Here is a 13,439-nt window from a genome sequence, read left to right on the forward strand (position 1 = left end):
GTCAACGCGACACGAATTCACGAACCCGCCTCATTCTGCGGCCTGTTCGATAATCGTGGCCGCCGATGCTAGTTTGATTTGCCCGCTCGGAGTCGAACGGATATTGCGGAGGCCCGTACATGAGGAATGCGCCGATTCGGGTTCGCATTCGAGAAGTGTTCCGCCCGCGTCACCGCACCGGAGCGGGGAGCAGGTGACGGCCTCGACGTCGTACCGGATCGTCGAGGCGCGGGTGCCGTCACCGCCCGGCCCACCGACCACACCGACCGTGGTCCGTGGTCGGCGGCGCAAGCTGCCCCGGCTGACCTGGCTGCTGCAACTCTTCCCGGTCACCACCGTGGTGCTGGCCCCGTACGCGGTGCTCATCGTGCCGATGGCGGTGCTCAACGACAACCCGGACGTCGGCTTCATCGTGATGCTGCTGGGGTTGGCCGTGCCGGCTTGTCTGGCGGTGGAGTTGGCCTTCCTCCGGCGGGTGGGCCGGCGGGGGGAGTGGCAACGCGGTCTGGCCGAGGCCAGCGACGGTTATCCCCACCTGTTCACGATCGCCCGCGCGGTCGTACTGGTCAGCGTCACCGCTGACCTGGTCAGTGCCTGGGTCGGCCAGGGCACCATCTTCACCCAGCTCACCGGCGAGGTCGTCTCCTCGCCGGCGGCGGTGGTCAGCTCGCTGTTCATGGGGTGGCGGTACCTCGCGTTCGCCCTGCTGGTCGCCAGTCTGCTCGCCGGACTGGCCAGTCGGCTGGCCTGCCTGCGCTGGACGCTCTGCCTGCTCGGGACGCAACTCGTGGTCGCGGTGGCGACGGCGTTGACCGCGCCGTTGATGACCTACCTCTCCTTCCTCGTCGCGCTGGCGGCCATCTGCGGGCTGCTGCACAGCCGGTTCGTGGTCGTCGCCGTGCTGGCGATGTTCCTGATCTGGCCGACGGTGTACGCCGCCCGCAACGACCTGCGCGCCGACGGGGGCGTGGCGATCGACGAGGCGGTGACCTCCGCCGACCGGCTGCGGCTCGATCTCCAGGTGACCCGGGCCAGCGAGTACGACATCCCGGTGGACATCGAGCGACCCGGCCTGACCGAGGTGGTGCGGTACGGGCTGGTGCCCCGGATGATCGACCCGGACCGGCCGGCCCTGTCGACCGGTGCCCGGATCAACGAGTACCTGGGCGGCACCTCCACCTCCGCTTACACCTTTCTCTCCCTGGGCACGATCTACTTCCTGGACGGCCCGTGGGGCGTGGTCCTGTACCACCTCGGTTGGGCGCTCGTCGGCGTGCTGCTGCTGCGGGCCGGTGGCGCGCCGGGACCGATCCGTCTCGCGGTCTTCAGTTTCGTGGTGGCGGCCCCGCTGATGTGGTCGAAGGTCTATCCGGAGTCGATGATCTCGTTCGTGCAGTTCACCGTCGCCGCGCTGCCGGTGCTGCTGCTCCTGCGTCTGAGCCGGCCGCGGTCCGTGTCGCCGGGCGCCCGGTCCGACCCGTGACGATCCGGGCGACACCCCGGCCCGCTCCGGCGGCCACCGGCCCGGGTGGACGGCGTGCGTTCGCCCGCCGGGCGGTGGCGGCGTTGTCGGTGAACGGGCTGTCCAGTGTGGGCAACCTGATGGTCTCGATCTCCGTCGCCCGTGGCGAGTCGCTGTCCGGACTGGGCCAGTTCGCCCTCGCCTTCTCCGTCTACGTGCTGGTCATCGGTCTGGTACGGACGGCGGTCACCGAGGCGGTGCTGGCCGCGCGGCAGGCGCCGGAGCGGCGTACGGTCGGTCGGGGGGCACGTCGGTCCGCCGCCGTCGCCGTCGTGTCCGGGGTGCTCACGGCGGCCACCGGAGCGGTGCTCGACTCGCCGTACCTCACGATCGTCGGCCTGGCCCTGCCCGGCCTGGTGGTCTACGACTACGTCAAGGCGATCAGCATCGGCGTCGGTGGGACCCGGGTGGCCTGGACGCAGGAGTGCGCCTGGCTGTGCTGCACCGCGCTGTCGGTCGGGACGGTGCTGGTCACGGGCGCGCCGACGGTCATGATCTTCGCCGGTTGGGCGGCGTCCGGTGCCGTTCTCGGCGTCGTGGCCGCCCTTTGGCAGCGGTACGGCGTGCTGCCCGGCTGGGGACTCGACCGCCGGGAGACCCGGGTCGCCGCCTCGTTCGCCGCACAGTTCCTGGTCACCACCGGCTCGGCCCAACTGGCCCTGAGCGCGCTGGCCGCCACGGCCGGGGTGGCCGTGGTGGGCGCCCTCGGCGCGGCCCGAACGGTCTTCGGACCGGTGACCCTGCTGACGACGACGCTCTCCTCGCTGATCGTGCCCTACCTGGCGCAGTCCCGCGCCGACACGCCCCGGGCCCGGGTCCGGGCCGCCGGTGCGGTCGTGGCGCTCTCCGTGGGCGTACTCCTGCCGCTGGTCCTCGCGGTGTGCCTGCTGCCCGACGAGGTGGGCCGGACGGTGCTCGGGGACAACTGGCACGCGGCCCGTCCACTGTTGCCGTTGCTGTCCGTCGAGGCGCTGTTGGCGCCGATCGCGCTGGTCGCGTTCGCCGGGCACCGCGTGCAGTCGGCGGGGGCGCGGGCGCTGGCCATCGGTGTGGCTCTCGGACCGCTGCGGATCGCGACGATCGTGGCTGGCGGTGTCCTGTTCGGCGCCGGCGGCGCAGCCGGCGCGCTGGCGGTGCTCGCCCTGCTCAGCGCCGCCTGCTGGTGGTTCAGCTACCTGCGGTTGGACGCGACGCCGGTCGACTCGCGCTGACCGGCGTCGCGTCCGTCCGGTCAGCCGGTGACGCCGGCCAGGGCGGCGCGGACCCGTTCCACCACGGTCTTCACGTCTGCCTCGCCCAGCTCCGGGTGGGTGGGCAGGTTGATGCCCCGACGGCTGAGGTCGGTGGTCACCGGGCAGTCCGCCGCCTCGTCTCGGTGTGCGGGCAATTCGATGATCGGCACGAAGAAGGGTCGGGTCTCCACGCCGTGTCGGTCGAGCGCGCGGGCCAGCGCGTCCCGCGACGTGGCGTCGCCCTCGGCACCGACCAGGAACGCGGCCATCCACGGTCCCCGGCGGACCCCGGGCAGTACGGGTTGGCGGGTCAGCCCCGGCTCGTCGGCCAACTGCGTCTCGTAGCCGGCGATCACCCGGTCGCGGTGCGCGATGATCTCGTCGGCCCGGTCGAGCTGGGCGCAGAGCAACGCGGCGCACAGGTTGGTCATCCGGTAGTTGTAGCCCAGCACCGGGAAGTAGTAGCGGCGGTGCGGGTCCATGCCCTGGTTGCGTAGCAGGCGCATCCGGTCGGCCAGAGCACTGTCCGAGGTGGTCACGCAGCCGCCCTCGCCCGAGGTGATCACCTTGTTGCCGAAGAACGAGAACGTGGTGACGTCGGCCAGTGACCCGGTGGGGTGCCCGTCGAGCGTGGCGCCGAACGACTCGGCCGCGTCGGCGACCAGGAGCAGTCCGTGCCGGTGGCAGAGATCGCGCAGGGCGGGATAGTCGGCCGGGTGGCCGTACAGGTCGACGGCGATGACCGCCCGGGTACGCGGGCCGATCGCCGCGCGTACGGCGGCCGGGTCGACGCACCAGCTCTGCGGCAGCACGTCCACGCAGACCGCGCGGGCACCGCAGTACGCGACCGCGTTCGCCGTCGCCACGTAGGTCAGCGCGGGGACGATCACCTCGTCGCCCGGGCCGATGCCGGCGGCGGCCAGCACGAGGTGCAGGGCCACCGTGCCGTTGCCGGTGGACACCGCGGCGTCGGCGGCGCAGCGGCGGGCGAAGCGGTCCTCGAACTCCCGCAGGTAGGGGCCGTGCGACGAGATCCAGCCGCTCCGGATGGCGTCGACGACGTAGCGCTCCTCCAGGTCGGTGATGCTGGGCCGGGCGACCGGGAAACGCTCCGGCGTGCTCACGACACCACCTCCGGATCGAGGGCGGTGGCGAACGCGGACCGGGGCACCGGACCGGGCTGTCCGTCCGCCGCCCAGCGCAACACGTCCAGGTAGTCCCGGCCGGTGGCCGCCCAGGTGCGGGAGGCCAGCCGGCCGTCGGCACGGCGGGACGCGGCGGCGTAGTGCTCCCGGTCGGCGGAGAGTCGTCGGACCGCGTCGGCCAGCGCGGACGGGTCGGTGGCCCGGAACACCGCCGCCTGCGCCCCGGTGAACTCCAGTTGGGCCAGCAGCGGCTCCGAGTCGGCGCAGGCCACCGGGAGTCCCCAACTGAACGCCTCCAGCATCGTCCCGCTGGCCGCCTCCCAGAGCGAGGGCACCACCACCGCGTCGGCGCGGGCATACAGGGCGTGGAGTTCGTCCAGGCTGACGAAGCCGGGGAAGGACACCCGGCCGCGCAGGTCCGGCTGGGCGGCGCGGGCGAGCAGGCGACTCGCCTCGGGTTCGACCAGCGGCCCCGGGCAGACCAGGCGGTACTCCGGCAGCAGCGCCATCGCCTCCAGCAGCGTCGCGTGGTTCTTGTGCGTCGCGGTCGACGACGGATAGACGAGCAGGCCCGGTTCCGGATGGGCGGCGGCGCGGTCCGGCGCGGGCTGGAAGGTGGGCGTCGGGATGAGCACGATACGCTGCGCCGCCTCGGGGAACAGGCGCAATGCCTGCCGGTACGGGTGCGGCCAGGTCACCACGACGGCAGCGGCCCTGGCCACGTTCTCGCGGACCACGGCCGCGTACCCGGGGGAGTGGAAGTCGGCGTGCAGGTGCCGCAGGTCGTGCAGGACCACCACCGACCTGCCGGACCCGGCGGGCGCACAGTGGAACGGGTACAACGTCACGTCCGCGCCCGAGGACGGTGCTCCGGAGCGCTGACGCAGCAGGTTGACCGTCCGGCGCACGGCCACCGAGTTGCGGACCCGGGTCGGTGTCCAGCGTCGCAGCAGTTGTCCGGCCGGGTTGTCCGACCGCAGCGGCTGGGCCACCTCGGTCCAGTCGATCCGGTCGGCGGGCAGGTATCCCCGCCACTGGTCCAGCGTGCCGCGCAGGACCTCGACCCGCAGGTCGCAGGAGTCGTCGGCGGCCATCCCCGCCAGCAGACCGTACGCGAACGCCTCGACACCGGCCGCGTGGCCGGGGCGGATCGGGGTGGCGTCGACGGTGACCCTCATCGGTCCACCCGCACCAGGCGTCCCATCCGCTCGTCCTCGAGCAGTTGACGGTCGGCGTCGACCATCACCCGCACCAGGTCCCCGAAGAGGGTCTTGGGCGCCCAGCCGAGCCGACGGCGGGCCTTGCTGTAGTCGCCGATCAACGCGTCGACCTCGGCCGGTCGGTAGTACGCCGGGTCGATCTGGACGTACTGCTCCCAGTCCAGACCCACCTGGTCGAAGGCCGCCTCGACGAACTCGCGGACGGTGTGCCCCTCGCCGGTGGCGACCACGTAGTCGTCCGGGCTGTCCTGTTGCAGGGCCAGCCACATCGCCTCGACGTACTCCGGGGCGTAGCCCCAGTCCCGTACCGCGTCGAGGTTGCCGAGATAGAGCCGGTCCTGCAGGCCCGCCTCGATGCGCGCCACCGCCCGAGTGATCTTGCGGGTGACGAAGTTCTCGCCGCGCCGGGGGCTCTCGTGGTTGAACAGGATGCCGTTGACGCAGAACATGTCCCACGACTCGCGGTAGTTCACCGCCGACCAGTACGCGTAGACCTTGGCGCACGCGTACGGGCTGCGCGGGTGGAACGGCGTCTCCTCGCGCTGCGGCGGCGGCGTCGAGCCGAACATCTCCGAGGACGATGCCTGGTAGTAGCGGCAGTCGATGCCGGCGGCGCGGGCGGCCTCCAGCATGTGCAGGGCACCGAGCGCGGTGACGTCGGCGGTGTAACCGGGGATGTCGAAGGAGACCCGGACGTGGCTCTGCGCGCCGAGGTTGTAGATCTCGTCCGGCCGGACGTCCCGGATCAGCGACGTCAGGCTGGCCGGGTCGGACAGGTCGCCGTAGTGCAGGAACAACCGGGCGTCCGAGTGGCGCGGGTGCACGTCGATGCGGTCCAGTCGATCGGTGTTGAACGACGACGAGCGCCGCTTGATCCCATGCACCGTGTATCCCTTGTCGAGCAGGAATTCGGTCAGGTAGCTGCCGTCCTGCCCGGTGATACCGGATATGAGTGCCACTCGTGACATGAAATCCCCTAGCGCTGTATCGACGGTGGGTGTCGCCTGGTTTTTATAGCGGTTTTCAGGGTCCCGGTTTCCGTCTTTGCGCATACTGTTCGGAAGGTGTCTTCCGCCGCGTCCGGCAGTCACCGCAGAAGCGCTCGATCGTTGGTCCAATCAGTCCTGTGCTGCCGGCGAGGAGCGAAGATGGTCAACGACACCACCCCCGTGTCGCAATTTCGAGAAGGAGTCTCGGAATACGACGAGAAGCAATTCCGCGTTCTCGTCACGGCGGAGTACTTCGTTCCCGGATGGCGGGCCGGCGGCCCGGTCCGCTCGATCTCGGACGTGCTCGCCAAGGCCAGCGACGACATCGAGACGACGATGTTGACCCGCGACCACGACCTCGGTTCCCGCGATCCCTATCCCGGTCTCTCCGGCCGGTGGGCGCGATTCGGCCGGACCGACATCTTCTATCTCGGGGTACGCCGTCCGGCGCACTGGCGGCAGCTCTGGCGCGCGCTGCGCGCGGTCCGGTTCGACCTGCTCTACGTGAACAGCGTCTGGTCGACCTTCTCCATCCTGCCGATCGTCGCGGCCCGGCTCGGCCTGCTGCGGGTGCGGCGCGTGCTGGTGGCTCCCCGGGGCGAGTTCGGGTCGGCCGCGCTGCGACTACACGGTCTGCGCAAGCGGGTCTTCCTGGCCGGCTGGCGGTGGATGCTGGCACAGCCTCGCGTGCTGTGGCACGCCACCACCCCGGCCGAGGCCGCCGACATCCGACGGGTGCTGCCCCGGGCCCGGATCGGGGTGGTCGCCGTCGCCAGCGGCCCCGAACCGGGGCCGGAGCCGGTCGCGCTGCCGCCGAACGCCCAGGCCCGGCTGGTCTTCATCGGACGGATCTCCCCGATGAAGAACCTCGACCTGGTGCTCCGCGCGCTCGCCCACGTGCCGGTGCCGGTCCGGCTGGACGTCTTCGGTCCGGTGGGGGACCCGGGGTACTGGCACCGGTGCCAGGACCTGATCGCGGCCCTGCCCGAGCAGGCCACCGTGGCCTATCGCGGGGAACTGCACCCCGACCAGGTCCGCGAGACCTTCTCCCGGTACGAGGCGTTCGTCCTGCCGACCCGGGGCGAGAACTTCGGCAACGCCATCGCGGAGAGCCTGTCGGCGTACTGCCCGGTGGTCTGCTCCGACCGCACCCCCTGGACCGACGTGCTGCGCGACGGTGGCGGGCTGGTGCTGACCGAACTGACCCCGGCGGCCCTGGGCGCACTGGTCACGCAGGTCGCCACGGCCGCGCCGGAGCAGCGGCACGCGGCGCGGGTGGCCGCCGGGGCGGCGTACCGGCGCTGGCAGGCGAGCCTGACCCGGGTCAGCGTGCTCGACCAGGCGCGGCACGTGATCCGCGACCCGGCGTACCGGGTGCCCCCGCAGGGGCGCACGTCCTGAATCGGTGGGCCAGCCCGCCCATCGGAAGACCGTGGTGAGGAGACTGCCCGTGACCCGGGTGATGACCGTTGTCGGGACCAGGCCGGAGATCATCCGGTTGGCCCGGGTGATCGACGCGCTGGATCGGACCGTGGAGCACACGTTGGTGCACACGGGACAGAACTGGGACCCGGCCCTGTCCGACATCTTCTTCACCGAGCTGGGAGTCCGCGCGCCGGACCGGTTCCTGCGGGCGGACACCAGCTCGCTCGGCAGCCTGCTCGGTGCCGTCCTGGTCGGTACCGAGGCCGCGATCGCCGAGACGCGTCCGGACGCGCTGCTGGTGCTCGGTGACACCAACAGCGCGATCTCCGCCCTGATGGCCCGCCGGATGAAGGTGCCGGTCTACCACATGGAGGCCGGCAACCGCTGCTTCGACCTGAACGTGCCGGAGGAGACCAACCGGCGGATGGTCGACCACGTCGCCGACTTCAACCTGGTCTACTCCGAGCACGCCCGGCGCAACCTGCTCGCCGAGGGCCTGCACCCGCGGCGCATCCTGCACACCGGTTCGCCCATGCGCGAGGTGCTGGACTACTACCGGCCGCAGATCGAGGCGTCCACCGTGCTGGCGCGGCTCGACCTGGAGCCCGGTGGCTACGTCGTGGTCAGCGCCCACCGGGAGGAGAACGTCGACCACCCGGACCGGCTCCGCCGGCTGCTGGACTGCCTCTGCGCCGTCCGCGACGAGTGGGGGCTGCCGCTGCTGGTCTCCACCCACCCACGGACCCGCAAGCGGCTGGAGTCCCTGGCCGTGGACGGTACGCGCCTGGAGGCCATCGCCTTCCACGAGCCCTTCGGCTTCTTCGACTACGTGACCCTGCAACGACATGCCCGGTGCACGCTCTCCGACAGCGGCACGGTCAGCGAGGAGTCGGCGATCCTCGGCTTCCCGGCGGTGACGCTGCGCGAGTCGATCGAGCGCCCGGAGGCGCTGGACACCGGGGCGATCGTGATGACCGGCCTGGACCCGGCCGGGGTGGTGGAGGCGGTCCGCGTGGTGATTGCGCAGGCGGAGGTGGGTGCTGCCGGCTGTCCGCTGGACTACCAGGTCCCGGACACGTCACGCCGGGTGGTCGACTTCATCCTGTCGACCGTGCGCCGCCATCACGACTGGGCGGGCATTCGGCACTGAGGACGGGGTCGGTCGGGCCGGTACGCCGGTGACCACGACACCGGCCGGGACGTCGCGGGTCACGCAGGCCCCGGCCCCGACGACGGCGTCCCGGCCGACCGTGAGCCGGGGCAGGACGGCGGCGGTGGTCCCGACCATCACGCCCTCGGCGAGGCGACAGTGGCCGGAGACGGCGGCCAGCGGGTTGACCGACACGTAGTCGCCCAGCTCCGCGTCGTGCCCCACCGTGCAGTTCTGGTTGAGGTGGACGTGGCGGCCGAGGATCACGTTCGTCGTGACCCGCGCGCCACCGGCGGCGAACAGTCCCTCGCCGACCACGCAGTCCGCGCCGATCTCGGCGTCCGGGTGGATCACCGTGGCGGCGGGCAGCCCGTGGTGGGCGATGGCCTCGGCGGTCTCCCGGCGCAGCCGGGGCCGGCCGACCCCGAGCGCCACCCGCGTGGTGGGTGGCAGCCCGCCCAGCCGGTGGGTCGGGCCGAGGAACGGCACCCCGAGGCGGTGCACCAGCGCGACGTCGGGCTCGGTGGGGTAGTCGTCGACGAACCCGAGCACCCGCCATCGGGGTACGTCGAGCGTCGGCGTGTTGAGTAGACAAATTACCCGATACACCTCACGGCCCATCCCGCCGACTCCTACGATCACTACGTCGGTCGTCACCCGTGGCTCCCTCGTCCGCGGAGAACGCCGGCCGCTCTCCGCCATCTGAACCGTCCCGGAGCGTCGATGGTGACGGCCCCGCCGGCGCGGCTGCGGACTGCGGTGACGACACCCGCCTGCTAGAAGGTTGAGCCACACAGTGAACGAGCCGGTGCGGACCCGTCCGCCCGACGCCGCCGGTGCACGCCGGTCGGTGTCGCTGCACGCCGTCGAGACGGACGGCTACCGGGTCGTCGCGACCGCCGGTGTGTTCGAGCCCGGCTTCCGGGGCGGCGGGCCGATCCGCTCCCTGCGGTACATCCTGGACACCCTGCCGGACGATCTCGACGTCACCCTGGTCACCCGGGACCGCGACCTGCGCTCGCCGGTCTCCTATCCGGGGCTGTCCGGGCGACTGCTGCGCAGCGACGCCCGCTCCGCCGTGTTCTACCTCGACCCGTTCGCCCTCCGACACTGGGTCCGGCTGGTGCGGCACGTCCGCTCCCGACCGGTCGACCTGCTGTACGTCAACAGCCTCTGGTCGCCGTTCTCGGTGGTGTCGATCCTCGCGGTCGCCTCGGGCGTGCTGCGCGCCAAGGCGATCCTGCTCGCGCCACGCGGAGAGCTGGCGCCGGCCGCCCTCGACATCAGGTCGCGCAAGAAGCGACTCTTCCTGTCGGTGTGGGCGCCGTTGCTGCGCCGGCTCGACGTGCGCTGGCAGGCCTGTAGCCGGCGGGAGGAGGCGCAGATCCGGGCGGCCGTGCCGTGGGCCCGGGTGATGGTCAACGGCAACGAGTGCGCCGTGCCCCAGGACCCGCCCCCGCCTGCCGAGCCGCGTGACGGGCCGCTGCGGCTGGTTTTCGTGGGCCGGATCTCGCCGATGAAGAACCTGGTCACCGCGCTGGAGGCGGTGGCCCGCGCGACCCGGCCGATCGAGTTCGACATCTTCGGGCCGGTGGAGGACGAACAGTACTGGGCCCGGTGCCGCCAGGTCGTCGAGTCGATGCCCGACCACGTCCGGGTCGCCTACCGGGGCGAACTCCCGGCGGCGCAGGTGCTTGCGACCTTCGGCCGGTACGACGCGTTCCTCTTCCCGACGTTGGGCGAGAACTACGGTCACGTGATCGTCGAGAGCCTGGCCGCCGGCTGCCCGGTGATCTGCTCCGACGAGACGCCGTTCAGCGCGCTGATCGCCGACGCCGGGGGAGCGGTGGTCCGCCCCGCCACGGCCGCCGCGTTCAGCGTGGTGCTCGACCGGCTCGCCGACCGGTCGGTCACCGAACGCGCCGAGGCCAAACGGGTCGCCGCCCGGCAGTACCGGATCTGGCGGCAGCAGAGCCGGGAACTCAACGTGCTGGAGCACGCCCGCCGGTTCTGCCGCTGACCGTCGACGCAGGGCCGTCACGCGTACCCGCTTCGGATCGTTGCGGGAGTTGTCCGGCGGTGCGGGCGCGCCCGCCCGTCGCCGCGTACTTCGTCAGGTGAGGACGTCAGGTGTCCAGTCGTGTTCGGACGATGGTCAGGCGGGTGCGGGACCATCTCGCCGCCACCCGCGACCCGGAGGCGTTCGCCCGCTCCCTCGGGGTGAACCTGACCGGCCGGGTCCGCTTCTATGGGATCAGCCGGGCGATGTTCGGCTCGGAGCCCTGGCTGATCACCCTCGGCGACAACGTCTACATCACCTCCGAGGTCCAGTTCGTCACGCACGACGGCGGCACGCTGATCCTCCGCAAGGACCACCCGGACCTCGACTGGACCGCGCCGATCGTGGTCGGCGACGACGTCTACATCGGGATGCGGTCGATGATCCTGGCGGGCGTCACCATCGGCAACCGGTGCGTGATCGGGGCGGGCTCGATCGTGACCCGGGACATCCCGGACAACACCGTTGCCGCCGGGGTGCCCGCGCGACCGCTGCGGACCACCGACGAGTACCTCGCGCGGTTGCAGGCCAAGTCGTTGGGGATCGGTCACCTGCCGGTACCCGCCAAGCACGAGGCGATGAAGCGGATCTACGGGGTGACCACGGTCTGACGGCCGTCAGGCCCGCCGGTAGGCCACGCGCGCTGGCGGGAACTGGTGTACGCCGCCGACCGTGATCGCGCCCAGGGCGCCGGTCACGCCGGACACCTGGTAGCCGTACCGGTCGCCGGACATCGCTGTCCGGTCGGTGCCGATGTCGAGCGCCGTCCCGCCCGCCGCCTCGGCCAGCAGCGTCGGCGCGGTGGTGCCGGTGCCCTGCCAGACGAGTGCGTACCAGTGCCAGCCGTCGGGCAACATGACTGGCGTGCTCAGCACCGACTCCTTGATCCCGGCCGTGGTCACCGCGAGCGTGCCGAAGTCGGCGACCGGGCCGAGCAGCGCGGGCCGCCCGGTGGCCGGGTCGTGGGCGTACACGCCGTGGCGCAGCACGCCGGTGCCGGGGGTGGTCACCTCGACGCAGGCCCGGTCGACCGGCGTCGGCTCGGCCAGGTACACCGGGCACAGCAGGAGCCGCTGGAACGCGCCGGTGTACGTGCAGGTCCGGGTCGGCCCGGCCAGCGGCAGGAAGTAGCTGCCGACGCCGAGCGTCACGCCGGGCACCTGCGGCGGTGCCGGCGGGGCGGGCTGGGCGCGCCACATGCCGTACCCGGGCGAGACCGGCACCGCGTACGGGATGCCGTCGACGGCGACCCGGTCCGGCACGGCGAGGTTGGTCGGACCGTCCGCGACCAGCCTCCGGTGGAAGAGTCCGGGCGCCGCCATCCGGGTCGACGCGACCGGGTCGACCCGCTCGATCACCACCACGTCGTCGGTGCCGGTGGAGACGACGATCTCGGTGGCGGTCGAGGGCGGTGCCAGATAGCGGCGGTACGCCGTGCCGGTCACCGAGTCATTCGGCTCCAGCGTGCGGCCCCACACCAGTTGCGGGTAGTTCTTCTTCAGACTGGAGCTGACGAACCAGCACTTCGCCGTGGTGTGCCGGGCCCGCGTCGCCGGCCGCCCGTCGTCGAAGGGCAGCAGCCCGACCGCGATGCCCCACTTCTGCACCCCACCGGAGTCGACCACCCACTGGGTCATGCTGGCCGCCGGTGTGAGCGGGTCCCGCAGCGTTGCCGGGGTGATGTCGGTGAGGACGGCCAGCGTGTCGAGCTTCGCCCAGGTCGACCAGTTGAGTGAGCCGGCGACCCCCACGTTCGCCATGAACTGTCGGCGGCTGCCGCCGGTCGGCACGGTCAGCGCCGAGCACTGGGTGACCCCGGCGTTCAGGGCGAAGCGGCTCAGCGCGGTGACCGTCTGCGAGACCAGCAGCCCGTCCGTGCTCCAGCGGTACAGGTTGTCGATCCGGCACAGCGACGGGATCCGCGACATGATCGTGGCGATCGGCGTGCCGATGTTCGCCTGGGCGGTGTCGATCATCCCCTGGTAGGAGGGGATCAGGTACGACTCCCGGATCCGCAGTTCCTGGCCGGTACGCCGACCGTCCGGCAGCGCCCGACCGTCGAGTTCGACACTGACCACGTGGGTGTGGGTGGCCGGACGGATCTGCACGTCCGGCGTGAGTCCGGTGATCGGCACGGTGGTGCGGTTCGTGGCGCCGGAGAGGTGGGTCAGTGGTGCCGCCGGCCGGACCCGCGCACCCTGGGGGATGCCGTCCACGATCACGTACGGGTTGCCGAAGAGCAGGCTGTTGGCGTTGGTGATGGCGAGCAGGGTGAACACCCGGGCGCCGTCGGTCCACCGGGAACCCACGTCGGCGGTGGTCTTGCCGTGGTTGGTCACGGCGATCTGGTTGCCCACGTTGTACCCGTGGTTGCCGCCCACGTACGACCAGCCGGTGTTGATCGGGCAGTTGTCGTCGGAGGTGTCGTGGATCGGGGTGCCCACGGCCGACGGGGAGGGCCACACCTGGGCGTCGGTCGCCGTCGACGGGACGAGCGTGACCTGCGGCAGGCTGGAGTGCCACATGCCGACCATGCCCAGGGGATAGGCGATGTTCGCCGGCATCAGCACGTCGCGGGTGGCGTCGAAACGCGACCGGACGGTCATCAGGGCGTTGGAACGGTAGACGATCAGTTCTCCCATGGCCGGCACCTCCGCCGTGACGCGTACCGATGATGCCACTGTGCGCCACGTAGCC

General features: G+C 71.7%; 11 protein-coding genes. 6 read left to right on the forward strand and 5 right to left on the reverse strand.

Annotated features, from left to right (window positions below):
* Nucleotides 1–193: 193 nt before the first annotated feature.
* Nucleotides 194–1,483: a hypothetical protein gene (locus ACZ31C_RS22210; RefSeq protein WP_465796897.1), complete on the forward strand. Its 1,290-nt coding sequence runs from the start codon at nucleotides 194–196 to the stop codon at nucleotides 1,481–1,483.
* Nucleotides 1,480–2,733, forward strand: coding sequence for an oligosaccharide flippase family protein (locus ACZ31C_RS22215; protein ID WP_465796898.1), 1,254 nt, complete (start codon nucleotides 1,480–1,482; stop codon nucleotides 2,731–2,733). Before ACZ31C_RS22210 ends, ACZ31C_RS22215 begins: the two co-directional genes overlap by 4 nt.
* 20 nt (nucleotides 2,734–2,753) lie before the next feature.
* On the opposite strand, the gene ACZ31C_RS22220 is transcribed toward ACZ31C_RS22215, so the two are convergent.
* From ACZ31C_RS22220 to gmd, 3 genes are read right to left on the reverse strand one after another with little or no spacing between them, the layout of a single operon-like run.
* Nucleotides 2,754–3,878: a DegT/DnrJ/EryC1/StrS family aminotransferase gene (locus ACZ31C_RS22220; RefSeq protein WP_465796899.1), complete on the reverse strand. Its 1,125-nt coding sequence runs from the start codon at nucleotides 3,876–3,878 to the stop codon at nucleotides 2,754–2,756.
* Entirely contained in the window at nucleotides 3,875–5,077 is a 1,203-nt protein-coding gene (locus tag ACZ31C_RS22225) for a glycosyltransferase (protein WP_465796900.1), read from the reverse strand. Before ACZ31C_RS22225 ends, ACZ31C_RS22220 begins: the two co-directional genes overlap by 4 nt.
* The gene (gmd, locus tag ACZ31C_RS22230) at nucleotides 5,074–6,087 is read right to left on the reverse strand and encodes a GDP-mannose 4,6-dehydratase (protein WP_465796901.1); all 1,014 of its coding nucleotides are present in this window, start codon (nucleotides 6,085–6,087) and stop codon (nucleotides 5,074–5,076) included. The genes ACZ31C_RS22225 and gmd overlap by 4 nt, the downstream gene beginning before the upstream one ends.
* Nucleotides 6,088–6,267: 180 nt before the next feature.
* Between gmd and ACZ31C_RS22235 the strand changes: the two genes are divergently transcribed.
* Both ACZ31C_RS22235 and wecB read left to right on the forward strand, forming a co-directional pair.
* Nucleotides 6,268–7,509, forward strand: a complete 1,242-nt coding sequence (locus ACZ31C_RS22235) for a glycosyltransferase (RefSeq protein WP_465796902.1) — start codon at nucleotides 6,268–6,270, stop codon at nucleotides 7,507–7,509.
* Nucleotides 7,510–7,558: 49 nt separating this feature from the next.
* Complete coding sequence (wecB, locus tag ACZ31C_RS22240) at nucleotides 7,559–8,683, forward strand: non-hydrolyzing UDP-N-acetylglucosamine 2-epimerase (RefSeq protein ID WP_396746429.1); 1,125 nt, start codon at nucleotides 7,559–7,561, stop codon at nucleotides 8,681–8,683.
* On the opposite strand, the gene ACZ31C_RS22245 is transcribed toward wecB, so the two are convergent.
* Nucleotides 8,612–9,340: a NeuD/PglB/VioB family sugar acetyltransferase gene (locus ACZ31C_RS22245; protein ID WP_465796903.1), complete on the reverse strand. Its 729-nt coding sequence runs from the start codon at nucleotides 9,338–9,340 to the stop codon at nucleotides 8,612–8,614. The genes wecB and ACZ31C_RS22245 overlap by 72 nt on opposite strands.
* A 139-nt stretch (nucleotides 9,341–9,479) precedes the next feature.
* On the opposite strand from ACZ31C_RS22245, the gene ACZ31C_RS22250 reads away from it, so the two are divergent.
* Nucleotides 9,480–10,703, forward strand: coding sequence for a glycosyltransferase family 4 protein (locus ACZ31C_RS22250; RefSeq protein ID WP_465796904.1), 1,224 nt, complete (start codon nucleotides 9,480–9,482; stop codon nucleotides 10,701–10,703).
* Nucleotides 10,704–10,813: 110 nt separating this feature from the next.
* Nucleotides 10,814–11,353, forward strand: a complete 540-nt coding sequence (locus tag ACZ31C_RS22255) for an acyltransferase (protein WP_465796905.1) — start codon at nucleotides 10,814–10,816, stop codon at nucleotides 11,351–11,353.
* 6 nt (nucleotides 11,354–11,359) lie between these two features.
* Here the strand turns inward: ACZ31C_RS22255 and ACZ31C_RS22260 are convergent, their stop codons facing one another.
* Nucleotides 11,360–13,384: a hypothetical protein gene (locus tag ACZ31C_RS22260; RefSeq protein ID WP_465796906.1), complete on the reverse strand. Its 2,025-nt coding sequence runs from the start codon at nucleotides 13,382–13,384 to the stop codon at nucleotides 11,360–11,362.
* Between the last annotated feature and the right edge of the window lie 55 nt (nucleotides 13,385–13,439).

The sequence above is a fragment of the Micromonospora sp. NPDC023869 genome (assembly GCF_055559695.1).